Annotated in this window: 24 protein-coding genes and 1 pseudogene; 18 read left to right on the top strand and 7 right to left on the bottom strand. The window is 53.2% G+C overall.

What is annotated here, in order from left to right:
* Positions 1 to 62 precede the first annotated feature (62 nt).
* The 4 genes from PDUR_RS27505 to PDUR_RS22445 all read left to right on the top strand — a co-directional run bounded on the left by PDUR_RS27505 (position 63) and on the right by PDUR_RS22445 (position 5,029).
* Positions 63 to 1,034, top strand: coding sequence for a hypothetical protein (locus PDUR_RS27505; protein WP_052410349.1), 972 nt, complete (start codon positions 63 to 65; stop codon positions 1,032 to 1,034).
* Positions 1,035 to 1,560: 526 nt separating this feature from the next.
* Entirely contained in the window at positions 1,561 to 3,612 is a 2,052-nt protein-coding gene (locus tag PDUR_RS22455) for a heavy metal translocating P-type ATPase (RefSeq protein ID WP_042208270.1), read from the top strand.
* A 176-nt stretch (positions 3,613 to 3,788) separates the two neighbouring features.
* Positions 3,789 to 4,730 carry a thioredoxin-disulfide reductase gene (trxB, locus tag PDUR_RS22450; protein ID WP_042208269.1) on the top strand — a complete coding sequence of 314 codons (942 nt, stop codon included), beginning with the start codon at positions 3,789 to 3,791 and terminating at the stop codon, positions 4,728 to 4,730.
* A 62-nt stretch (positions 4,731 to 4,792) separates the two neighbouring features.
* Positions 4,793 to 5,029: a glutaredoxin family protein gene (locus PDUR_RS22445; protein ID WP_025690422.1), complete on the top strand. Its 237-nt coding sequence runs from the start codon at positions 4,793 to 4,795 to the stop codon at positions 5,027 to 5,029.
* Positions 5,030 to 5,115: 86 nt separating this feature from the next.
* On the opposite strand, the gene PDUR_RS22440 is transcribed toward PDUR_RS22445, so the two are convergent.
* Positions 5,116 to 5,316 (bottom strand): hypothetical protein, encoded by a 201-nt coding sequence (locus PDUR_RS22440; RefSeq protein WP_042208268.1) that lies wholly within the window; start codon positions 5,314 to 5,316, stop codon positions 5,116 to 5,118.
* A gap of 350 nt (positions 5,317 to 5,666) precedes the next feature.
* Between PDUR_RS22440 and PDUR_RS22435 the strand changes: the two genes are divergently transcribed.
* Positions 5,667 to 6,791 carry a transglutaminase domain-containing protein gene (locus tag PDUR_RS22435; RefSeq protein ID WP_042208267.1) on the top strand — a complete coding sequence of 375 codons (1,125 nt, stop codon included), beginning with the start codon at positions 5,667 to 5,669 and terminating at the stop codon, positions 6,789 to 6,791.
* A gap of 205 nt (positions 6,792 to 6,996) precedes the next feature.
* Here PDUR_RS22435 and PDUR_RS22430 read toward each other — a convergent pair whose 3' ends face one another.
* Positions 6,997 to 8,136 (bottom strand): virulence factor, encoded by a 1,140-nt coding sequence (locus tag PDUR_RS22430; protein ID WP_042208266.1) that lies wholly within the window; start codon positions 8,134 to 8,136, stop codon positions 6,997 to 6,999.
* Positions 8,137 to 8,405: 269 nt separating this feature from the next.
* Between PDUR_RS22430 and PDUR_RS22425 the strand changes: the two genes are divergently transcribed.
* Entirely contained in the window at positions 8,406 to 10,031 is a 1,626-nt protein-coding gene (locus tag PDUR_RS22425) for an ABC-F family ATP-binding cassette domain-containing protein (protein WP_042208265.1), read from the top strand.
* A 108-nt stretch (positions 10,032 to 10,139) separates the two neighbouring features.
* On the opposite strand, the gene PDUR_RS22420 is transcribed toward PDUR_RS22425, so the two are convergent.
* Both PDUR_RS22420 and PDUR_RS22415 read right to left on the bottom strand, forming a co-directional pair.
* Positions 10,140 to 10,757, bottom strand: coding sequence for a cyclase family protein (locus PDUR_RS22420; protein WP_042208264.1), 618 nt, complete (start codon positions 10,755 to 10,757; stop codon positions 10,140 to 10,142).
* Between the two features lie 155 nt (positions 10,758 to 10,912).
* Entirely contained in the window at positions 10,913 to 11,095 is a 183-nt protein-coding gene (locus tag PDUR_RS22415; RefSeq protein ID WP_042208263.1) for a hypothetical protein, read from the bottom strand.
* Between the two features lie 274 nt (positions 11,096 to 11,369).
* On the opposite strand from PDUR_RS22415, the gene PDUR_RS22410 reads away from it, so the two are divergent.
* The 10 genes and pseudogenes from PDUR_RS22410 to PDUR_RS22365 all read left to right on the top strand — a co-directional run bounded on the left by PDUR_RS22410 (position 11,370) and on the right by PDUR_RS22365 (position 20,082).
* A complete protein-coding gene (locus PDUR_RS22410; RefSeq protein ID WP_156130760.1) occupies positions 11,370 to 12,194 on the top strand; it encodes a cation diffusion facilitator family transporter in 825 nt (274 codons plus the stop codon).
* A gap of 184 nt (positions 12,195 to 12,378) precedes the next feature.
* Entirely contained in the window at positions 12,379 to 13,194 is an 816-nt protein-coding gene (locus tag PDUR_RS22405; protein WP_042208261.1) for a C40 family peptidase, read from the top strand.
* 191 nt (positions 13,195 to 13,385) lie between these two features.
* Positions 13,386 to 14,003 carry a hypothetical protein gene (locus PDUR_RS27500; protein ID WP_052410348.1) on the top strand — a complete coding sequence of 206 codons (618 nt, stop codon included), beginning with the start codon at positions 13,386 to 13,388 and terminating at the stop codon, positions 14,001 to 14,003.
* A 235-nt stretch (positions 14,004 to 14,238) separates the two neighbouring features.
* Positions 14,239 to 14,739, top strand: a complete 501-nt coding sequence (locus tag PDUR_RS22395) for a DUF948 domain-containing protein (protein WP_042208260.1) — start codon at positions 14,239 to 14,241, stop codon at positions 14,737 to 14,739.
* Between the two features lie 222 nt (positions 14,740 to 14,961).
* Positions 14,962 to 16,122: a PP2C family protein-serine/threonine phosphatase gene (locus PDUR_RS22390; protein ID WP_042208259.1), complete on the top strand. Its 1,161-nt coding sequence runs from the start codon at positions 14,962 to 14,964 to the stop codon at positions 16,120 to 16,122.
* Between the two features lie 105 nt (positions 16,123 to 16,227).
* Positions 16,228 to 17,097 (top strand): CheR family methyltransferase, encoded by an 870-nt coding sequence (locus PDUR_RS22385; protein WP_042208258.1) that lies wholly within the window; start codon positions 16,228 to 16,230, stop codon positions 17,095 to 17,097.
* An 18-nt stretch (positions 17,098 to 17,115) separates the two neighbouring features.
* Positions 17,116 to 18,315: pseudogene (locus PDUR_RS22380) on the top strand (ATP-binding protein); the annotation flags it as partial.
* Between the two features lie 190 nt (positions 18,316 to 18,505).
* Positions 18,506 to 18,844, top strand: coding sequence for an STAS domain-containing protein (locus PDUR_RS22375; RefSeq protein WP_042208256.1), 339 nt, complete (start codon positions 18,506 to 18,508; stop codon positions 18,842 to 18,844).
* 18 nt (positions 18,845 to 18,862) lie between these two features.
* Positions 18,863 to 19,315, top strand: coding sequence for an anti-sigma B factor RsbW (rsbW, locus tag PDUR_RS22370; RefSeq protein WP_042208255.1), 453 nt, complete (start codon positions 18,863 to 18,865; stop codon positions 19,313 to 19,315).
* A complete protein-coding gene (locus tag PDUR_RS22365) occupies positions 19,312 to 20,082 on the top strand; it encodes a sigma-70 family RNA polymerase sigma factor (RefSeq protein WP_042208254.1) in 771 nt (256 codons plus the stop codon). The genes rsbW and PDUR_RS22365 overlap by 4 nt, the downstream gene beginning before the upstream one ends.
* Before the next feature lie 78 nt (positions 20,083 to 20,160).
* On the opposite strand, the gene PDUR_RS22360 is transcribed toward PDUR_RS22365, so the two are convergent.
* Entirely contained in the window at positions 20,161 to 20,493 is a 333-nt protein-coding gene (locus PDUR_RS22360) for a DUF5665 domain-containing protein (protein WP_042208253.1), read from the bottom strand.
* Positions 20,494 to 20,637: 144 nt separating this feature from the next.
* On the bottom strand, positions 20,638 to 21,348 hold the full coding sequence (locus PDUR_RS22355) for a YtxH domain-containing protein (RefSeq protein WP_330217221.1): 711 nt from the start codon (positions 21,346 to 21,348) through the stop codon (positions 20,638 to 20,640).
* A gap of 377 nt (positions 21,349 to 21,725) precedes the next feature.
* Between PDUR_RS22355 and PDUR_RS22350 the strand changes: the two genes are divergently transcribed.
* On the top strand, positions 21,726 to 22,727 hold the full coding sequence (locus PDUR_RS22350; RefSeq protein ID WP_042208252.1) for an asparaginase: 1,002 nt from the start codon (positions 21,726 to 21,728) through the stop codon (positions 22,725 to 22,727).
* An 89-nt stretch (positions 22,728 to 22,816) separates the two neighbouring features.
* On the opposite strand, the gene PDUR_RS22345 is transcribed toward PDUR_RS22350, so the two are convergent.
* Positions 22,817 to 23,038, bottom strand: a complete 222-nt coding sequence (locus PDUR_RS22345; protein WP_042208251.1) for a DUF1128 domain-containing protein — start codon at positions 23,036 to 23,038, stop codon at positions 22,817 to 22,819.
* A 181-nt stretch (positions 23,039 to 23,219) separates the two neighbouring features.
* Here PDUR_RS22345 and yyaC point away from each other — a divergent pair, with 181 nt between their 5' ends.
* Positions 23,220 to 23,750, top strand: a complete 531-nt coding sequence (yyaC, locus tag PDUR_RS22340; RefSeq protein ID WP_042208250.1) for a spore protease YyaC — start codon at positions 23,220 to 23,222, stop codon at positions 23,748 to 23,750.
* Positions 23,751 to 23,829: the final 79 nt, after the last annotated feature.

Here is a 23,829-nt window from a genome sequence, read left to right as displayed (position 1 = left end):
GAGGAAGTAAGGGCAGAAAAGGCTCCGGCGGCAACTCATAACCGAAAAAGGTGGGTGCGAAGATGAGGGATAAACTTGGGCAGGATAACGTAAGAACTGGCAGAGAATATCCGTTTTCATCCGGAACGGCGGCGGAAAAACCGGCAGACACGGAAAGCCCGTATTTGCTTGATTCTTCCCGCGTGTTGCGTCCGGCTTTTCTAGTGCTGCCGGAAGGCCGCGAGGACCGTCCGTCTGTCCGCGAACCAGGCACCACTGCGGCAGGACCCTGCCTGGTTAGAAGTGAAGACTGGCTGAAACAGGCGGACCCGCTCTTTGCCGCCTGGCTTGCAACCGGGAATGGACAGGAGGCGGATCTGGCGCTGCGCCGGATTTATTACCGGCTGCGCGACGAAGCGGCCGCGCTGCTGGGATCGGCGGACGGAGAGTGGGCCGCGGTGAGCCTGCCTGCCGCTCCGGAGCTTGACTCCCGTCCTGATCGGCTCGCCAAGCTTCAGGACATATTATTGGAAGCGCTTTTTAACGCACTGGCGGAGCGGCAGCGCGAGGGCGGCGACTGCCGCCTGGATCTGCTGGCGCCCCATCCCGCCAGCGCGCATGAATTCGCTGCTGCGCGCGAATTCATCGAGACGGTGGCCGAACAGACTCTCGGCCACCGCTTCGCGGCGGCGTGCCATATCGGGGCGCTGATCGCCCCCGATATTAGTCCCGCCGCCGCGGAGGAAATCGGGCGCATCGCCGATTTCCTCGTGCTGGACGGCGCGGCGGACGGGTCCGCGCCGGAGGAAGGCGCCGCCGCGGACCTGGTCTACGCGGCGGAGAGCATTCTCGCCGCCGTGCGGGGCGTGAAGCCGGCGGCGGTTGTGTTCGCCGCGGGCGGCTGGGCGGCGGCGGCGCTGGCCGATCTGTACCGGATCGGCCTGAACGGGATCTTTTGCGGCGCCGAACACCGGACAGAGGCTCTGCTTCGGGCGGCCTGCCTGGTCTGGATGGACCGCCACGAAAGCACGGACACGGCTACAGGCTGGCTGTAACGGCATGAGAGAAACGCGGTTTTTCGGTGAACCGACCCAGACGCTGATTTGCTGCTAATGGAAAGTTTATGACGAAGCCGTTTGCTCAGGGCGAGCAGGGAAGTCTGTCCGGTATTGGCCGGAACAACGGGAGGATGCTTGAATACAAGGAGGGAGCGCTGCAATTTGACGCTCCCTCCTGTATTCATTAGGTACGCTTCCCCATTCCCCATAATGGCAATCGAAAAATCAGGCATGAACATGGATCACCAAAATTTGTTAAAATTCAGGCTTGTACAACGGTTTACAATCCGCAGATAGGGGTATATTATATTTATATAAGTTGCACTAAGGCAAACATGTTGTACTAATAAAACAATGAATTTCATTCTCACTTATCATGCTGTCCCGGCGTAGCCGGGGCAGCATGTGTCATTTTAAGGGCTGTAAGAATGGCTTTCATTATCAGGCGGGGATGAATTTCAATGAAGTTCCGCACAGTCCGTATGGAATGATCCAACATCAAACTTTGAGGAAGGTGTCTGCTATGCAAGCAACGAAACAACTGCAGCGTATCTCTTCATATGAGGGGCAAGCGAAGAAACCCGGATCACCCAAAGGAAGAAAGTTTGATCCAAAAGAAATGATTCAAAATACGGAAATGCAGGCTGCGCTTGGAAGCGGGCTGCTTATGCTTCTGGCTTGGGGACTCAGCGGCTGGCTGCCGGTGCTGTCGGTCGTCGTCTACGCTGCCGCGTATACGGTCGGAGGGTGGATCAAAGCCAAAGAGGGAGTGAAGACACTCGTCAAAGAGCATGATCTCGATGTCAACCTGCTCATGATCGCTGCGGCGCTTGGAGCGGCGTCGATCGGCTACTGGAACGAAGGGGCGATGCTGATCTTTATTTTTGCCCTCAGCGGGGCGCTGGAGAGCTATACGATGGACCGCAGCCGCAAGGACATCTCTTCACTGATGGCGCTCAAGCCGGCGACGGCGCTGCGCATCGATAAGGGTGCCATGAATGAGGTGGCGATCGACGAGCTCGCCATTGGCGATCTGCTGCTGGTGCGTCCAGGCGAGCTGATTCCTGCTGACGGAACCGTGTACCGGGGGGAATCGTCGGTTGATCAGGCCTCGATTACCGGCGAATCGGTGCCGGTCGAGAAGGTTTACGGGGATGAAGTATTCGCGGGCACGCTGAACGGTGAAGGCGCCCTGTATATTGAGGTGACAAAATCAGCGGAGAACTCGCTATTTGCCAAAATCGTCAAAATGGTGGAGGACGCGGAAGCCGAGGTTCCGGAATCCCAGCGCTTTATCAAGCGCTTCGAGGCCATTTACGCCCGGGCTGTGGTCGCTCTGACGCTGCTTCTCGTTTTCCTGCCTCCATTTGCGCTGGGCTGGTCTTGGGGCGCTACGTTCTATAAAGCGATGGTCTTCCTTGTTGTCGCCTCTCCATGCGCCCTGGTATCGTCCATCATGCCCGCGATGCTGTCGGCGATTTCGAGGAGCGCGCGCAAAGGCATTCTGTTCAAGGGCGGAGCGCATCTGGAAAATATGGCGCGTACCGCCGTCGTCGCCTTTGACAAGACCGGGACCTTAACGGCAGGGACGCCCGAGGTGACCGATTTCATCGTCGGTAAAAGATACAATCGGCTTCAGCTGCTGACGGTCAGCGCTTCGATAGAGAGTATGTCGCGGCATCCGCTGGCCGAAGCGATTGTCCGCAAAGCTGAAGATGAGTGCCTGGAGCTATGGAACGTGCAGGATTCCCGTTCCTTGACTGGCTGGGGAGTGGAAGGCATGGTTAACGGCAAGCTGTGGAGGATCGGCAAATCCAACATTTTGGATGATGGAAAAATTCCGGTTCAGGGCGCAGAGACAGCAGCGGATACTGCCCCCGCTGACGGAGCCGGGTCTGACGGCAGCATGACCGGCGGCGCACCGGCAGCACTGCGCAGCGAAGATCTGGCGTTCTGGAGAGAACAACGCACTAGCCTGGAGAAAGACGGCAAGACCGTATCCGTTATTCTGGACGGAGATATAGTGGCCGGTATGATCGCGCTTCAGGATACGGTTCGCCCGGAGGCGGAGGATGCGGTGCGGAAGCTGCAGGAGCTGGGCATCAAGGTCGCGATGCTGACCGGGGACCGGGCAGCCACGGCGCAGGCCATCGGGGCGAAGACGGGGGTCGATCTCGTCTTTTCCGACCTGCTTCCCGAAGACAAAGTGAAGCATATCGCCTCGCTGCGGGAGCAGTACGGCCATACGATCATGGTTGGCGATGGCGTCAACGATGCGCCCGCGCTTGCGCAGGCGACGGTAGGCATGGGAATGGGCATGAAGGGGAGCGGCGCGGCGCTTGAAGTCGCCGATGTGGTGCTGATGAACGACAATATCGAGGAGATTGCTTCGACCATTTCGCTCGCCCGCCGCTGCCAGCGAATTGTGAAGCAGAATATGATTTTTGCCGTAAGCGTCATTGCGCTGCTCATTGCAAGCAATTTTATCAAGGGAATCGCTCTTCCCTTTGGCGTCATCGGCCATGAAGGCAGCACCATTCTCGTGATCCTGAACGGATTGCGGCTGCTGCGGTAATTGGAACACGTTTGACTAAATATTTTTAAAAATTAAATTGTTCACAAAATATTCCTCGGACTATGGAGTCTGGCATATTGACATTTTCATCCTAGTCGAGCATAATGGAATTACTTTAGAATAATTCTAATTAAGATTTCACATATGTGGTAGTTCATTATGAGGAGGATGTTATGATGTATAAATCCATTATTGTCGGTACCGGACCTGCGGGTCTGACTGCCGCTATCTATTTGGCCCGGGCCAATATGAATCCGCTGGTTATTGAAGGTCCGCAGCCGGGAGGCCAGCTTACCACGACCACCGAGATCGAGAACTTCCCGGGATTCCCGGAAGGGATTCTGGGTTCGGAACTGATGGACAATATGCGCGCGCAAGCTGAGCGTTTCGGAGCGAAATTCGTTACCGGCTGGGTGAACAGCGTGGAGCTGGGAGAGCGTCCGTTCAAGCTGAACGTTGAAGACATGGGCACACTTGAGACCGATACGCTGATTATTTCCACCGGAGCTACCGCGAAATACCTGGGCATCCCGGGAGAGCAGGACAATGTGGGCCGGGGCGTCAGCACCTGCGCGACCTGCGACGGCTTTTTCTTCCGTAACAAGGAGATTATCGTTGTGGGCGGCGGGGATTCGGCGCTGGAGGAAGCCGGCTTCCTGACCCGTTTCGCCTCGAAGGTGACGCTGGTGCATCGCCGGAATGAACTGCGCGCTTCCAAGATTATGCAGGATCGGGTGCGCGACAACGCGAAAGTGGAATGGGCGCTGAACCGTACACCGCTTGAAGTAATCGCGGGCGATAGCGGCGTAACCGGGCTGAAGGTGCTGAACAATGAGACCGGCGAAGAAGAAATCATTGAAGCGGGCGGCGTGTTCGTGGCGATCGGCCATAACCCGAATACGGCTTTCCTCGGCGGTCAGATTACCATCGATTCGAGCGGTTATATCGTAACGAATCCGGGTACTTCCGAGACGAACATTCCGGGCGTATTCGCCTGCGGCGATGTTCAGGATACCCGGTACAGACAGGCGATTACGGCTGCGGGCAGCGGCTGCAAGGCTGCTATGGACGCTGAGAAATACATTGAGAGCCTGGAGCACAGCGCGGTGGCGCTGTAAGTTTCATCGAAACGCCGCAGGTGATATAATATTAAGCAAAAATTACTAGGAGGGAATCAACTATGGAAAATGTTGTGGTATATACATCGACTAACTGTCCGCACTGCCGTCAGGTCAAGAGCTTTTTGAATGAAAAGGGAATTTCTTTCGAGGAGCGCAACATCGAGCAGAACGAAGAGTTCGCGCAGCAGGTATGGGATATGGGCATGCGCGCGGTTCCGGTCACCGTGATCGGCGAACATAAAATCGTGGGCATGAACAAAACGCAGTTCGACAAAGTATTGGCGGCTGCGCAGTAATATACAGCTATTGGTCAAAGGGAAGGGCGTCTCCGGCAGCGGAGGCGCCCTTTTTTACGAGGGATTAAACGGGAGACGAAGTACAGCTAGGCCGGTATAAGGGACATTGCGATCTGAAATACCGCGTACACGGCGATGCCGCTGCCGATTAGCAGGAGCCCCGCTTTTCTTCTGGACTGGAATAGACGCAGCACGCCGAGACTGATCATCGGAGCGATGATAAGCAGAAAGAGCAGTACGGTGATAAACATCCGGACTGAAACATCGGAAGTATCTACATAGGTCATGAACGCTCACTCCATTTTATATTATCAATAGGGTTGGGATCGCTCTGCGCGCTGCTGAAGTTACCGCTTTCAAATATATTCCGCTGAACTCGATTACATGTGTTTAATATAGCATTTTCACTCTTGGACCGCGAGATGTTGAGCGCCGCTTCAGCATGTTCAGTACATCTGAGGACTTATGGAAATACGGTCTTCAGCCGATAATAGAGTAACTAAGACGCAATTTATTTGTGAATTTTGGCACTTAAGAAGTATTGGAAATGTTGTTGCACGCATCTAATATATGGAAGTGTAAACGAGGACTCAACTGTTGAGCAGGCAAACTCGCGCCAAGGAGGGCTAAAGCAAGAATGGGTAAGATGACGAAGGCGATTGTTTTGGGCATGCTGGTTGCCGCCGCTGTGCCGCCGGCTGTGTATTGGGGGATGGATTATGCCTACGCCGCGGTGAAGGGAACCCCTATACGTTCCGTCAGCGATATGACCCAGCAGCTGACCGCCGCGATGAATAACCGCAGAGAGAGTGTTGCTTTTACATATGAGGGAAATACCTCGCGCTTGAAGTCGCAGCTGCAGACCGCGCTGGATCAGGCGATGTCGAACGATCCTTACTTGAACTATATTGTGAACAGCTACAGCTTTTCCTACCGGGGCGGTTCCCGCTCGGCGGCGGTAAGCGTCAAGCTTACCTATCGTGAGTCGCTTCAGCAGACCGCTTATGTAAACGGGCGGGTCAAGACGATTTTGAACGAAATTATAACCCCGGGGATGACGGGCGATGAAAAGGTAAAGGCGGTCCACGATTGGGTGGTGCTGCACCTGAAATATGACACGACCTACACCAAATATACGGCTTACGAAGGCTTAAAAAGCGGCAGCGCCGTTTGCCAGGGCTATTCCCTGCTGACCTACAAGCTGCTGAAGGGTGCTGGAATTCCGAATAAAATCGTGGAAGGCACCGCATGGCAGGACGGCTCAGGCCAATCGCACGCGTGGAATCTGGTTCAGCTGAACGGACGCTGGTACCATCTGGATACGACTTGGGACGATCCCTCTCCGGATAAAGCGGGGGCCGTCAGCACGGCCTATTATCTGCGCACAGACAGCCAGATGCGCCGGGACCACACTTGGACCCGTTCCTATCCGGCAGCGGCTGTGGAGTACTCCCGTACGCTTAGTGAACTGGCCAGCCTAAAGGGAGAGAAGCAAGTGGCCTATCAGAATCTGCAGAAGGAGCTCCGGTACGACCTGTACGAAGAGAGCGGAATCGTCGATAACGCTGCCGAGCTGACCGCACTAGCGCAGCAGGCGCGGAAGAAGGGAGAAGCTTCGCTGATGTTCCGCTATAACGGAAGCGAGAGCAGGCTGGTGAGCGACCTGCAGCAGCTGTACGAGAAGGGCTTCAAGGGCTTGAGCTATAAGACATCCGCGTTTGAGGATACAGGGGATTTAAAAGTGGAGCTCTCCTGGCAATAATCCTGATGGCATAAAAAGATCGCTCTGCCATCCGTTCGAAAGGACGGGGGAGGGCGATCTTTATTCATAAATAGGCTTGAGAGTGCCTGTGTCACTCTGGATGCAGAGTTAGGCCGCATTCGGTTAACGGCATGATCTGCTCATGCTTAACAGGTGGGCGGCTGCCGGGAAGTAATGGCAGATGCTGCTTATTGATGCCGCAGCCTTAGCTGCGTCCGCGTCCCGCCATCTGCTGCCAGACCGTTCCGGCCGCTTCCTCACCGGACTCAATGCGTTCCAGCGCCATGCGCGCCTGGAGCCCGACCTCGAATTCGGGATCATTCACCGCAGCTTCCAGTGCTCCCCGCGCTTCAGCTGTTCCGACCTCGTACAGAAATCTGGCGGCTCGCCAGCGAACGATTTTGCTGCTGTCCTTCAGCGCCCGGGTCATGACCGGCGTGGCGGCGGGATTGCCGATATCGGACAGGGTATCGCCAGCGGTGCGCCGCACGGCGGGAGCTTTGTCTCTCATAGCCTCGTACAGCAGTTCCTGCGCTTCGGGTGTGCGCAGATCGCCGAGGTAGACGACGGCCAATCGGCGGATCAGCAGCTTCGGGTCTCGCAGCGCCGCTGATATTTGCTGGATCAGCTCGGGCGTAGGCGTCAAATCTTCAAGTGCTGCGTAGCGTACCCGCCAGTTTTCGCTCGTCAGGTCGCGCAGCAGCTCATCCTGACCGCGCTTGCTGCGCTGCTCAATGAATTCGCTGCTGGTTACCCCATGCGCAATAGCCTGCTGCACCAGCGAATCAAGGCGCTCCTGCGGATACGCGGCCTCCAGTTCCTGCTCGACTTCGCGCGCGATCTCGGGCAGCTCGCCGTAGCGGACGCCGTAATCCGTCAGCTTGCGCTCTTTGATCAGGACCGCGCTCGCCACATTCGTCACCGCCTCGGTGAATCGAGGCGACAGCGCGATGCGTTCCTCGCGCGCTCCGCTTTTTACCCGGATCTGCATCGGAATAGCGCGGAACATTTGGACGAACACCTGCGCCTCGCCGAAATGCGCTCCGTCGTTCTCACCTGTTAGCGCCCAGTCCTGCGCTCCGGCCGCTTCCCCGCCGAAGCGGGCCTGCAGCTCCCGGAATATCTCCGCCCAGTCTGCGGAGGGCCTCCGCTCCAGTGCCGCGAAGTCGGCGGTATGAAAGACGCTTTCCACTCCCGGAATGGTCAGCATCTCACGCGCCCAGGCTGGCGCGGCGTGATGACTTTCCTGGGTATAGGTTCGGCGTATTCCCGGCTCCAGACTTTCATCCAGATGAAGCTTCATCGTATGTGGACTCGGTGTCGGTTCAATAAATGTAATCTTCATTCGGGTAAACCTCCTTAGGACGGCAGCCGCCGCATTTACTCATATAGCCTGCAAGGGGTGTTTACTCGCAATTTTACATCAAATTTGATTGAAAATACAAAACAGCCCGGCACGTTCCGGCCCGCCTGCGGCGTCAAGCCCGGAATCTCATTGCCGCTGTCTGCCCATTTTTGCCCTTTTCGCGGCAAATCAAGGAGTTTACGGGCTTTTCGGTCCATTTTTGTGCTATAATATGCCGGAAACCTATGTGTAAAGGATGGTATGCAAAAATGATCAGTACAAGCGGCGTGACACTCCGTTACGGAAAGCGCGCACTTTTTGAAGATGTAAATATAAAGTTCACTCCCGGCAATTGCTACGGCCTGATCGGGGCCAACGGCGCCGGCAAATCGACGTTTCTGAAAATTCTGTCCGGCGAAATTGAAGCCAATTCCGGCGAAGTTCATATCACGCCCGGCGAGCGCATGGCCATATTGAAGCAGAACCACTTCGAATATGACGAAAACCCGGTGCTGGAAACGGTCATTATGGGCCACGCGCGTCTGTATGACATTATGAAGGAGAAGGACGCGCTGTACGCCAAGTCCGACTTCTCCGAAGCCGACGGCCTGCGGGCCGGCGAGCTGGAAGGCGAGTTCGCCGAGCTGAACGGCTGGGATGCCGAGCCGGACGCCGCCGCGCTCCTTATCGGCCTTGGCATTCCGCGTGATCTGCACGACAAAAGAATGGCGGAACTCAGCGGCAACGAGAAGGTTCGTGTTCTGCTTGCCCAAGCGTTGTTCGGCCGTCCGAACAACCTGCTCCTTGACGAACCTACCAACCACTTGGATCTCGAATCGATTGGCTGGCTGGAGAACTTCCTCATGGATTATGAAGGCACCGTTATTGTCGTATCCCATGACCGTCACTTCCTGAATAAAGTATGTACGCATATCGCGGACATCGACTTCGGCAAAATCCAGATGTATGTCGGCAACTATGACTTCTGGTACGAGTCCAGTCAGCTGGCCCTCACGCTTCAGCGGGAATCGAACAAGAAGAAAGAAGAGAAGATCAAGGAGCTGCAGGCATTCATTCAGCGCTTCTCGGCCAATGCCTCCAAGTCGAAGCAGGCGACGTCGCGGAAGAAACAGCTCGATAAGATCACGCTCGACGACATCCGTCCGTCCAACCGGAAATATCCGTTTCTTAACTTTAAACCTGAGCGCGAAGCCGGCAAGCAGCTGCTGACGGTCAGCAATTTGACCAAGAGCATTGAAGGCGAGAAGGTGCTGGACGAAGTCGGCTTTGTCGTGAATAAAGGCGACAAGATTGCTTTAGTCGGTCCGAACGGGCTGCCTAAATCGACGATGTTCGATATCATCATGGGCGAAACGGAGGCGGAATCGGGCGAATACACCTGGGGCGTTACGACATCCCAAGCTTATTTCCCGAAAGATAACTCCAATTATTTCGACGGCGTGGAGCTGAATCTGGTGGAATGGCTGCGCCAATACTCGAAGGACCAGGACGAGACCTTCCTGCGCGGCTTCCTGGGACGTATGCTGTTCTCCGGCGAGGAAGCGCTGAAGAAGGCAAGCGTATTGTCCGGGGGCGAGAAGGTGCGCTGCATGCTGGCGAAGATGATGCTGAACGGCGCGAACGTCCTCGTGTTCGACGAGCCGACCAACCACTTGGACCTCGAGTCCATCACGGCGCTGAACAACGGGCTGATCGACTTCGACGGCACCATTCTGTTCACTTCGCATGACCATCAGTTCATTCAGACGATTGCGAACCGGATCATCGAGATTACGCCAAATGGTATTATCGATCGCGTGATGAGCTATGATGAGTACCTCGAAAGCGACGAAATCAAGGAACTGCGCCAGCGGATGTATCCGGTGGAAGTGTAAAATAAAGCCGCAAGCAGGCGCGGGGCGGGAAGTCTCGGCGGCACACTTGGGGCGGGCATATGCTTTTTATAGAATAAGGCCGACCGGATGATCTCCGGCCGGCCTTATTTACTGGAAGGTACGGGCAACCACCCGGGCGATGGAAGAATCGGCGTTGATATTCAGCGGCAGAGCGATCACTTCAAACCGGGATAAGGGGAGCAGCGCCGCAAGATTCGTTAGATTCTCGATGATTGGAATACGGCAGCTGAACAGCATCCGGTGTATATCGAAAGGATGTCTGTCCGGCGATGGAGTGTCCATGCCGACCATTTTAATCTTTTTTCGAATGAGAAGCTCCGCAAGCTCCGGTGTCAGCACCGGAAAATCGGCAAAATAGGCGGGTTCTCCGAACAAATCGCCATGTCCCGTGTACAGAATTACGATCTGCCCTTCTCGAACGAGCTGTTCATATTCGGGCTTGTATCCGATTACTCCGGCTCCCCGGACATCCAGCAAGCAGCCCTCCCCGATAAACGTGCTCAGCGGGTACCCGTTCAAATATTCCGTGCAGTCCGTCATGTGCATATGCCCGTCGATATGCGTTCCCGAGTGCATGTTGATGGTCAGAAGATGATTGTTATAGCCGTCCCGGGAGAATTCGGTGGACCTTGCTAGCTGCGTTTGCAGATCCCCCGGATAGACCGGCAGCCCGTCTCGGATGGGGTGGGTCAGATCAATGATCATGGCTTCTCGACTCCTCTACTTTGGCCTCAAAATAAAAACGAGGCGGTTCTGAAGGCAGCGGGAGTTAAATAAAGCTGCGTTTAGGACGACCTCGTTTGACTTTCTAATCCCTTAATAGGCTGCATCAGTGCAAGCCTGCTGTGAAACCGCCCGGATCAGGACCCGCCGGTGCGGCGGCGCTGGTTATTCGGTTTCTTGTTGTTCTGGGTTTTGAACGTTTTGGCTGCGCCCGCTTGAAAAGCGCCCGGTTTGGAGTTGTTCTGCTGCTTCTTCTGCTCCAGCTTTTGCCGGATGGCATCGGCGAGGTTGATTTTGGGCTTGTTGCTGCTCTCGGTCATTTGCATTAATCCTCCTTGAAGCTTGTAATGAGAATATTTTAATGGTTTTTGAAAACGCCGACAAGGGCAAGAATAGTTAAAAGCGTTCTTTGATTCAAGCGTTTTTATATTGAGGCGATCTTTGTAGCAGGCCAACACTGTTGCTCTAGACCCACAGGTATGCGCTTTGCTAGGATAGAGTGAAACTGGAAAATATGTGCTTTTGTATTTTTAAAAAGGAGTGTCGGAATTGGCTGATATTTATGAGGACATTCGAAAAGGCGAGAGGGGGGCGATGATCAGCATAGCAGCTTATCTCATTCTGTCCTCCTTCAAGCTGGTCTGCGGTTATCTCTTTGCATCCAGCGCGCTGCTCGCGGACGGGTTCAATAACCTTACCGATATTGTCGCTTCTTTCGCCGTTCTGATCGGTCTGCGTATTTCACGCAAGCCGCCCGATTCAAATCATGCTTACGGACACTTTCGGGCGGAGACGGTAGCCGCGCTGGTTGCCTCTTTTATCATGGCGATGGTCGGTATCCAGGTTATCATTGAATCGGTGCGTTCCCTCTTTCAGGGACATGAATCCGTTCCGGGCCTATGGTCGGCGGGCGTGGCGATTGTGTCCGCCCTGGCAATGCTTGGGGTGTATTATTATAACCGCCAGCTTGCGCTCAAGATCAACAACAGCGCGCTGATGGCCGCCGCCAAGGATAATTTCTCGGACGCGATGGTCAGTATCGGCGCGGCGCTCGGCATCATCGGTGCGCAGTTCGGACTTCCGTGGCTGGACCCGGTCGCGGCGTTCGCGGTCGGCCTGCTGATCTGCAGAACGGCATGGGAAATCTTTCGCGACTCGACATACCGCCTTACGGATGGATTTGACGAGAGCCGGCTGATGGATTTGCGCAGCACCATCGAGCGGACGCCTGGCGTTGAAGCCATCAAGGACATGAAGGCGCGGATTCACGGAAACCAGGTGCTGGTGGATGTAGTCGTCGAAGTTGATGCGGATCTGACCGTTATGGAAGGCCATAATATCAGCGACTCCATCGAGGAGCGCATGCAGAACAAGCACAACATTATGAGCGTGCATGTTCATGTGGAACCCAAATGTTAACAATTCCCGCCAAATCCAAGTAGAAATCAAGACTATAGACCCGTCATTTGCCATGAATTGGCATTCCGATTTGTGAAATTTGGTGCATGTTCCCATATCCGGGTGAGCCTATAATGAGTGCAGAAAACAATAACGGCGGCGCCACCTTTGTTGATTTCTGATCATATCCATTCGGGGGAACGGTATGAACCAATTAACCAAGCAGCTACTTGCCGCGTTATTATTATCAACCGCAGTTTGCGCTTCTTCGGGCGAGTTCGGAGCTAATCCTGTCCATGCGGCAGAGAATCCGGCCGCTGTTCTGCCCGGTGCCGCCTCGCAATCAGCCGTCATTCAGTCAACGGTCCGGCTCCGCAGCGCGCCTTCCATTGGCAGCAAGGTGCTCTCCTATTTAAAAGAAGGGGAGAAGGTACTGATTCTGGAAAAGACGAATGCTTATTTCTATAAGGTCCGCAACAAGGACGGCGAAATCGGCTATTGCAGCTCTCAGGACAAGTATATTGCTCTGCCGGCTGCCGGAGCGGCTCCGCAGCCTTTACCGGCTGCTCCTGCGGCAAGCGCAGCGAATATCGAGCCGGTCATTGCCAGAGGGATGTCCTATCTCGGCACACCTTACGAATTCGGGTCAAGCCGCAGCGACACATCCACCTTCGATTGCTCGGATTTTGTCCGGCAGATTTATCTTGAAGCGGCGAATATTAAGCTTCCGGCCGATTCCAGACAGCAGGGGAAATGGGTCAGGGAGAGCAGTTCGGCCGTAACGGATATATCGGGTCTCAAGCGGGGCGATCTGATGTTCTTTATGAGCTACAAAGGAAGCTCTGCCGCCGCTTATGCCGGGATTGACAAGTCGGCGGAAAGGATTACGCATGTCGCTCTATATTTGGGAGACGGACAGATTCTCCACACGTATTCCGTATCTTCCGGGGGCGTGAGGGTGGATAAATTAAGCGCTTCTTGGACCAAGCGGTTCCTCTTCGGAGGTCCGGTTATCCACTGATTATACAGCTTGCCTAGTGCGGAAGCGACAGCAGTACAGTTTGTGACGGGTGCAGTACATGAAAAAAGGGTGTCTCCATCAGCGGATGTTCGGCTAATGGGGATACCCTTTTTGCGCTGGGGGCAGGCAGCCCGGTATACTTAGAGATAGTTAGAGCAGAACGCTACTGGACAACGAAGGGAAGAGAAAATATGCCTCATAACAATAAAAAAAGTACGCCGGGCAAAATTCTTTTCCGGGTGTTTGCCGGATTTGTGCTGTTCCTGGTCCTTGCCGGAGCGGGCGCAGCCTGGTACGCCGCGCCGGTGAATAAGCTGGATATGTCTTATAACCGGGTAGATTTTGATCCGAAGCTGCTCCAAATGGCAAAAGACAGAAGCCCCGTGCTGACGCTGACCGAAGATGAGCTGAACAACCTCTTTAAAAAAGGGCTGAACGACTATCTGTCCGAGCATCCTTCATCCCTAGTCCGGATTACCGGAGCCCGGTTCCGGCAGAGCGGAGACCGGCTGACTGCGGATATTAACGGGCAGGCCGGTCCGGTACCGTTCGGTGCGGAAGTCGGCATGATCATGGAGGTTTCACCGGATTCGGGCGGAACGATTAAGCTGCATCACGACTATACATCGATCCGGAACCGGAAGGTACCGAAAGGCGTTCTGTCCTTTCCGCCGATTTCGGTCCGCTTGCGGGAGCATATGCCGTTTATGGTCGAGGTCCGCAAGATTGAACTGCTGGAGAGCGGAATGCGCGTCACCTTTGCTGTAGATTGGGGAGATCTTCTCCGTTTGCTGATGAAGCTGAAATAAGCCTGGGAATCCACCCTTTACCGAGGGGGGGCCCGGACTTGCTTCAGCTTATTTTAGTTTGCCGAGCAGTAGGATGCCCTTTTTTTCAGCATGCGATCATACAATTACATTGACCGCCCCTGCGTAAGGCGCCTGACCGAACGGTTGTTTCGGCTGTAGACCCTAGGGGTAACTATCCAATATTAAGGCAGACTTGAGGCCGATAATATTACGGAATCGGAAGGAGTTTATACCCATGATCATTAGTCTCAGCGTGGCGCTTATAGCTGTCGCATTCGCATTTCTCGTGTTCTTTCTGATTAAGACTCTGAATTCCGCCAAGGATTCTCTCGACAAAATGAGCCAGACGCTTCAGGAGGTACAGAAGACGGTCGATGAGCTCACTTATGAAGTGAAAACTACGGTAAGACACGCCAACAAGATTACGGCGGATGTACAGGGCAAAATAGAGAAAATCGATCCTATTATGGACTCGGTCCAGAATTTGGGCGAGGTGCTCAGCGAGCTGACATTGACCGTGAAGCAGGTATCGGTAACGGTCATTGAGAGATTCCGCAAAAACCGGGAGCTGAAAGAGAAAGCGGAGCTTGTATCGATCAACAGCGCAAAGGCGACCCCTGCTGAGGAGCGGACGGTAAATTCCTACAATGCGGTAAACAGCAAGAAGGGTAGATTGGACGCCGTCCTCAAAGGGGTCGACGTCGCCGCCGGTCTCTGGCAAAGATACCGGAAATAGCGTTCAGGCCTCCTGATGAGAAACGTCCAATAACGCAACCTCCAGCTCCACTGTGGGACTGGGGGTTAATTTTAATGGGAAAATGTCCTTTTGTCTATTAAAGGAAAGAAAAGGCGATGTCTGCAAATGTTGCGGATGGAAAATACCAGGCCAAATATCGTATGATAACATTATGCGTATTTTGGATTTTTCGGTCGAATTATGAGACTGTGAGGTGAAGTAATGAAAATACTAATTGTTGACGACAATCCTACCAATATTATCATCATCCGTGAAATCCTGAAAAAAGAGGCTTATCGCAATGTGATTACGGCGGCTTCCGCTATTGAAATGCTGGAGCTGCTCGGGGCCCGCGGCGAGAATAGCGAACTTAGGCCCAAGCATCCCGATGTCGATCTGATTCTTCTCGATATGATGATGCCCGAAATGGACGGTATCGAGGCCTGCCGGATCGTGCAGCAGTACGCGAATTTGAAGGATATTCCGATTATCATGGTAACCGCAGTCGGCGATTCCAAGAAATTGGCGGAAGCGCTGGATGCCGGCGCGGTCGATTATGTAACCAAGCCGATCAACAAGGTGGAGCTGATGGCGAGAATTCGCTTGGCTCTGCGGCTGAAGGCCGAGAAGGATTGGCATAAGGAACGGGATCAGCGCATTCAGTACGAATTGAAGCTGGCGGCGCTCGTGCAGAATGCAGTGCTCAGCCTGCCGCTGAAAGAGGAATTGTTCGAAGTGCATGCCATTTATCAGCCTTCATCTGAACTGGCCGGAGATTTATATGCCTGGTACGCGCTGGGAGACGGGCGTTATGGGGTCATTTTGCTGGATATGATGGGACATGGCATTTCATCTTCACTGTTCTGTATGTTCATCGCTTCCGTGCTCAAGGATACGGTTACGACTTACGTCGAGCCGGAGAAGGTCATCCAGGAACTGAACCGGCGCTTTAACCAGCTCTATATCGAAAAGCAGCTTGTGCAATACTATTTTACAGCCATTTATCTTGTTATTGATACCAAATTGCAGCGTATTGACTATGTGAACGCGGGCCATCCCCCTGCCCTGTTCTTTGAAGGGAACGCCGCCGAACCGGTGCTGCTGAAGAGCAACTGTCATCCGGTAGGGGTGTTCGACCGAATCGAGGCTTCGCCTCAAACCCTTACTTATGAGCAGGAAGGCCATTTGGCGATGTATACCGACGGCCTCATGGAGATGGTGGAGGGGGATCAGGAGGAACAGCTGAAATTCCTGATTCGCGAGCTTACGGGGGAGCATGAGTGGCGGGAAGAGCCGATGAAGGCTGCTTTTTTCGATAACAAGGCCCCGGGTGACCGTGATGACGACAAGTGTCTGGTGTGGATTTCACTGAGAACTCATTAATGCGGATATGCCTGTATTCGTAATTCCGGATTTGGGGTAATAGTCTTACAGGCAGAATAATCAGCCGTTTGCCAAGAAGACGGCGTCGCAAGGGAGCCGGAATCAATGACCACAGGAGAACGAGGAAGCGGTGAGCAGCCCCTTGCAGGAACCGATAAGCATGAGCTGGAAAATATTGAAATCGAGCTTCTGCTCTACGGTATTCATCGCCTATACGGATACGATTTCCGAAATTATTCGCTGCCGTCCCTAAGAAGACGAATCTGGCATCGTGTTCATGGGGAGAACCTGTCCAGCATCTCCGCGCTGCAGGAGAAGGTGCTTCATGACAGGGCCTGCTTCGAACGTCTTATTTACAGCCTTTCCATACCGGTCACGGAGATGTTCCGGGACCCCGGCATGTTCCGGACGTTCCGCCAGAAGGCCGTTCCGCTTCTGAGGAATTACCCTTATATCCGAATCTGGCATGCCGGCTGCTCTACGGGCGAAGAGGTCTACTCCATGGCGATTCTGCTAAAGGAGGAGGGCTTGTACGGCAAAGCGCGTATTTACGCCACCGATATTAATAACAGATCGCTTCAGCAGGCCAAGGAAGGCGTGTACGAAATCAGTAAAATGCAGCAGTACAGCCAAAACCATATGGAGGCGGGAGGTAAGCGCGCCTTTTCGGAATATTATACAGCGAAGTCTAATTCGGTCATTTTTCAGCCGGACTTACGCAAAAATATTATTTTTGCCGAGCATAACCTGGCGACCGATACTTCATTCAACGAGTTCAATGTTATATTTTGCCGGAATGTCATGATTTACTTTAACGATGAGCTTCGAGAGCATGTCCACAGCCTGTTTTTCGAGAGCCTCAGCCGATGCGGATTCCTTGTTCTCGGAGCCAAAGAGTCCATTCATTTCACCAGGTACAGCGACAGTTACGAGCCGCTGGGCAGAGTGGAAAAGATCTATCGTAAAATCAAATGATGTGTTTAGGAGGGGCCTATGGTGGGTCAAGAACCGATTCACATTCTGCTGGTAGACGATCGTCCGGAGAACTTGCTGGCGCTTGAGGCGGTGCTAGAAAGCAAGAAATACAATTTAATTAAAGCAAATTCCGGTGAAGAGGCCTTACGCTGCCTAACAAGGCATGAATTTGCCGTCATCGTCCTAGATGTTCAAATGCCGGGAATGGATGGAATTGAGACAGCCAAGCTGATAAAGGCCCGGGACAAGACGAAGGATATTCCGATCATTTTTATTTCGGCGGGCAGTAAGGAAGCGGAGCAGCTGGTTGCCGGATATTCCGCCGGCGCCATCGACTATATGGCCAAACCGTTTATTCCGCAGATTCTGAAATCGAAAATCGAAGGCTTTGCCGATATGTTCCTGACCAATAAGAAGCACCAGAACCAATCGATGCTGCTTCAGCAGAAGACGCAGGAATTGGAGCGGATCAATAAGGAACTGCTTCAAGCGAAGGAAGATGCGGAGAGCGCCGCTAAGGCAAAGACTGAATTTTTGGCAATGATGAGCCATGAAATACGCACGCCGATGAACGGTGTCGTGGGAATGATCGACCTGCTGATGGATACGGCGCTCACGTCCGAGCAGCAGGAATACGCGGATGTTATCCGCAGAAGCGCGGATGCTCTCGTCACTGTCATTAACGATATTCTGGATTACACCAAGATGGAATCTGGCAAAATGGAAGCGGAAATCCAGATGTTCGAGCTGCGCAGCTGTATACAGGAAGTGTTCAGCCTGTTCTCGGTGGAAGCAGGCAAAAAGAATCTCGAGTTGGCTTATTTTATCGACCATAACATGCCAAACCTGCTGCACGGGGACATGGCCCGGCTTCGCCAGGTGCTGATGAATCTCATATCCAATGCGATCAAGTTCACAAGCCGCGGCGGAGTATATTTGGTTGTCACCGGCATGGAAAGAAGAGATAATCAAATTGTAGTGGAATTTATGGTCAAGGATACCGGCATCGGTATATCCCCGGAAAAATGCGACCGTCTGTTCCAGCCGTTCTCCCAGCTTGATTCATCGATGGCCCGCAAGTACGGAGGCACCGGGCTCGGGCTGGCTATTTGCAAATCGCTGGTGGGTATGATGGGAGGCGATATTCGGGTGGAGTCCATGGAGAAGAAAGGCGCCGCCTTCATATTTACCATTACCGCGGGGCTGCCGGAGGAGGACTTGGGCGGAAGCGGCTATCAGGAGGAAGGAACCGGTTCCTCACTTTGCAAGGAGTCCGTACCACGGCTGTGATACCACGGTCAATCCCGCATAACCTAGCAATTTCCAGAGTATGAAGTCCGATTTTTTGTTTCATGAGCATGTCTTTAGGGTTATTGTTAAAGAAAACATGAATCAGGAGAGATTGTCTATGACTACAAATAAGAGCGAAAAGTTTCATGCAACGACAAAAACCGAGGATGGCGTTTGCACAGTCCGCTTGAGCGGCGAACTCGATTTGTCGGTTGCTGACGATTTTCGGTTGGTGATGGAGCCGCTTGTGGGGGATACAGGGCTAAATCTGGTCATTAATATGAAAGAATTGAAATATATCGACAGCACGGGAATCGGAATTCTTCTATCGATCCTCAAGGCAAGACACGGCTTGGATGTCAAATTCACCGTGGAAGAAGTTCCGCCGCATATACAGAAGCTGTTCGATATGACCGGCATCGCCAAATTTTTTGCCTCCCAAGAGAACTCCCACTAGGAAAGGACCGAACTAAGAATGAGTGATGATATACAAAAAGTGATAATCCAGTTGCCGGCCAGTGCAGAATATGTCGATATTGTGAGACTCAATTTATATGGAATCGCCTCGAAGATGGGCTTTTCGTACGAAGATATAGAAGATATGAAAGTAGCGGTTTCTGAGGCCTGCAACAATTCAGTTCTCTACGCCTACGAGCAGGAGGATGGATTAGTCGACGTCATCTTTGAAGTAAGTCCGGATGCCTTGTCGATCACCGTCAAAGACGAGGGGGAGAGCTTTGACAATGTGAAAGCATCTGGAGAGCGCATGACCCTGCATGACAAGGAACTAAACGATGTTCAAGTCGGGGGGCTCGGCTTCTATCTGATGCAGGCGCTTATGGATGAGGTTAACGTCATAAGCGAGTCCGGGAAGGGGACAGTCGTAACTTTGACTAAAAAGCTTCATCTCAGCGAGGAGAGAGTATGAATGAGAGAGTGACTCCCCCAGAGTCCCTGGACGAATCCGTCTCTCTTATTTGGGAATATCAGCAGACCAAAGATAATGATATAGCCACCGCATTGATTCATAGATACGAACCGATGGTCAAGATGGCCGCAGGCAAGATTGCCCGCAACCGCCCCGATCTTTATGAAGACCTCTATCAGGTCGGTCAGATGGCTCTGATCCGCCTCCTGCAGCAATACGATATCAGCCTGGGCATTCCTTTTGAGCCCTATGCCATGAAGAGCATGATCGGGCATATGAAGAATTTTCTCCGCGATAAATCCTGGTACATACAGGTTCCCAGACGGATCAAGGAAAAAGGCGCCTTGGTCCAGCAGGCGATTGACGAATTGACCGTCAAGCTGGAGCGTTCACCCGATGTGGGGGAAATCGCGAGGTACCTTGATCTGTCTGTGGAGGAAGCGGTGGAAGTTCTTGCCGGAAGGGAATGTTACCATTACGTATCGCTCGATTCCCCGCTGTCTCAGGAAGAGACCGGCGCCACGCTAGGCGAACTGATCAGCTCGGATGCGAACGACTATGATACCGTAGAGCGGCGCATGGACCTTCAGCAGGCGCTTGGACAATTGAAGGAGCAGGAGCAGAAGGTGCTGCTGCTGGCATTCCAGGAAGGGCAGTCTCAGCGGGCGATCGCCCAGAAGCTGGGTGTATCGCAGATGAGCGTATCGCGAATTCAGAAACGGGCTACCGAGAAGCTGAAACAGATTATGTCCAATTCGGCTTATTGATGGATAAAGATCTCTTTAAAATAGGATAGGGCATGGAACCGCCGGAGCGGAACCATGCCCTATATTTAGGTGCGCCCTTTAACTGTTGGCGTCAATATACTTCTTAATTTCGGCGAGATACTCGCCGATGACCGGCACGTTAACAAACAGACTGACGATATAACCCAGTATGCCCAGCACAATGAAGGTGCCGAGAGATAGGCCGAGCCCCCGGGAAATACCAGCCATGAGATTGGTAATGATCCGCTTCTTGGGATCTGTATAATTCTCGAGTATATCCTTGAACTCTGATTTCTCCAGGGAGTCGGCGATTTGGTCCAGCCGGGCGTTGAGCCGCTTCACTTCATGGCGGAGTTCGAACGGGTGATCGTCCACTTCGCAGTTTCTTGACTTTCCTGTCAAATTTCCCATAAAGTCCTCCTGCGTTCTTATAGCTGAGCGGGCGTTGGCTGCTCTGGGAATAAGGCGTCATGTATACCGGCAGTCAGCTGATTGCAGCAGGCTGCCGGCTGGAGGAAGAATAAAGTTTAAATCAACCGCGTATTAGTAAGCCGCTTAATAGCCAGCTTTGACCTCATCCGAAGCGCTCTTTGCTTCTTCGGAGATATCCTTGGAAGCCTCCTTAATATCTGCGCTTACCTCTGTGGAAGCAGCTTCGACCGTATCAGAGACTTTCTTCCCGGTTTCCTGCAAGGTAGCGGCAATTTCCTGCTTGCTGTCGCTGACGCTTGTCCTAATGCCGGATGCTTTGGACGACACGGTACTGGCCAAATCGGAAACCTTGCTGGATACGGTGCCGGCCAAATCGGCCACTTTTCCACCTACTGACGTAGCTAGAGATTTCGTCTTATCGGTAACCGTACCGGAGAATTCTTTGGTCTTGTCGGTCGCTATGCTCAGTTTACCGGAGAGGTCGCTGCGCATTTCGCGTCCCGGCTTGGGTGCAAAGAGGAGGGCAGCCGCCGCTCCGATCAGACCGCCAATAAGAAGACCTTTCGCGAAGGTTTTTCCACTATTCACAGGATATTCCAGTTCTTCGTTACTCATGACAATCACTCCTCGGGTAGAATAATGAGAATCCAAAGTCAGGCGGCGCGTCGCATGAATCTGGGGACCAGACCCAGCGGGAATATGAATAGCACGGTACCGATCATTGCCGAAAGCGACGGCGAAATTGCCAGGTAACGGAGCCAAAGCTGCCGAGTATGCTTCCAGCCTAGCACCGGTAAATCCGGCAATCATCGAACCGGGGATTCCGCCGGGCATGTCTCCTCCGGCTTTTTTATCACCAATAGCATAGCAGCGACGACGATTGTCATCACAATACTAATGGTGATTCCCTGTAACGAATCGCCTCCATCGTTTGGATGTCGGTATTACGATGAATTCAACTTAGGCTTCTTACTTCGTATATAAACTTTTGGCGTATGCCCTGAAACAGCAAGGACGCATGGGAAAGACTGGTGGAGCATAGCTGCTGAAAGAGAAGAACGGATACGAAAGTATAGAGTAAATCGTCTTTTTTGACCCTTTACAAAAGTCGTCACTTGATTGCTAGATTATATAGTTCTTTCAAAATTAGATGGTTCAAATAGTATTCAATATTATAGAAAAAACACATAGAACATGAGGGAGAGAGCAACATGGAGACGGTTTTGGTAAAGGAGTATCGGGCCAATCTGATGGAATGCGCCCACAGCGGGCATATTGCCATGGTGGGGGAGAATGGAGTGTTAAAAGGATATGCGGGGGACCCTGGCTTTGTTTCCTTTACCCGCTCTTCGGCGAAGCCTCTGCAGGCGATTCCGGGCATTCGCGGCGGAATTATGGATAAATATGGACTGAGTGCGGCCGAAATCGCCCTTATGACCGCTTCGCACCGCGGGGAGAGCTATCATCTTCAGGCATTGGAGAGCATAGCAGCCAAAACGGGTGTAACGGAAAGCTGCATGATCTGCGCTTCCAGCTATCCGCTTGACGAAGCGAGCCGCGAGAAGGCAATCCGCGGCAAAGGCAAGCGAAAGCTGTACCATAACTGCTCCGGTAAGCATCTGGGGCTGCTGTCTTACAGTAAATCAAAGGCATTGCCGCTCGAAGGATACGCACAGCCTGACCATCCGATTCAGCGGGAGATTCTCCAGACGGTCGCCTATATGGCCGGCCTGGCGCCAAAGGATATCAGCCTGGGAACGGATGGCTGCGGCTTGCCGGTGTTCGCTCTCCCTCTGACCGGATTGGCCCATGCCTATTTGAAGCTGGCCCGTCCCGAGCTGATCGAAGATAAGGCGACGAGAGAAGCGGTAAAGATCATCACATCGGCCATGCATGCCCATCCGGAGATGGTAGCCGGATACGGACGGCTGGACTCCATACTGCTGGAAGATGACAACATCGTGTCCAAAGGCGGCTTCAAGGGCGTCTACTGCTTCGGGCTGCGGAATGAACGTCTCGGGTTTGCCTTTAAGATACTTGACGGCTCCGAAGAAGAGTGGGGTCTGATTGTACGCGGCATTCTGGAGCAGATCGGATATGCGAACCGGTCGACGTTAAGTAAGCTTGCGGCGGCTTTCCCGGGCTATATCGAGAATGATGAAGGAACGCGTGTCGGTCGCGCGGAGACGGTATTCAAACTGGAGTTAATTTGATTGTTCCGGGCACAAGACACAGGCCCCTCCCGTCGAACCTTATTTTCACGGATCGATGGCGAGGGGCCTGTTCGCTGGGAGCGCCGTTATTATTTCCGCAAACGTCCCAGTTCGGAGACGAGAGCCTCCACCTGCGAGATGCTGAGTCTGTCGCTATCCATAACGACTTCGTAAATATCCCGGATGTCTTCATATTTGTCCAGCGAGAAGGCGGAGGACTGCATGGCGGCGGCGCTGGCCATTTTCAGTTTGGTCTTGATGCTTTCGATCATATATTCTACATTGCTCTGGGTCGGGGTCGATAGATCCATGAAGTTCACGTTCATCCTTTCTGCGCGTTAATCTATGTATTTTACCATGGTTAACCCTGCGGACACCATATTTTGTCGATCAAATTAAATTATTGTAGAATGTATTGAAAAAGCGGCTATCCGCTAAAGCGGTAACGGCAGTCTGCTTCACAAGTATACTACCAAAGGGGGAAAGCAGGGCATGGCAATCAGGGAACAGGGGCAGGGAGGCGGAAAGCGAAAGCTGGATGCCGGCGGCCTGACTGCTTTCTTTCGCGAAATCGGAGGGCTGCATAAGCCGGAAGAGATTACCTTCCTGTGCGTCGGCACAGACCGTTCCACTGGAGACTCGCTTGGACCGTTAACGGGAAGCCGGCTGCTGGAATACGGATTTCCCCATGTAATTGGCACGCTTCCGTCCCCTTGCGATGCGAATAATCTGACGAAACGGATGATCGAAATTCCTTCGGGGCATATCGTGATCGCCGTCGATGCCTGCCTTGGTCCGCACGCGGCCGTAGGCTATTATTTCGCCTCTATGGAACCGCTGCACCCGGCCAAGTCCGTAGGACTGACTCTGCCCGCAGTAGGGCATTACAGCCTGGCCGCCGTCGTTGACGCTAGCGGACCGAAGCCGTACCGGACGCTTCAGACAACGCCGCTGCACCGTGTAATGGGCATGGCGGGAACCATTGCCGCAGCAGCGGCCGCAGGATTCGGGCTGTCAAGCTAAAAACGTTTCAATTACAGCCGTTTAGCTTAAATAATTACTACCGAATTTAGGTAGATCATTAGGTAGTTATTAAGAAGAA

The organism is Paenibacillus durus (assembly GCF_000756615.1).
GTDB lineage: Bacteria > Bacillota > Bacilli > Paenibacillales > Paenibacillaceae > Paenibacillus_AQ > Paenibacillus_AQ durus.
The sequence above is the reverse complement of the archived record's forward strand: the minus strand, read 5'-3'. Positions and strand labels throughout refer to the sequence as shown.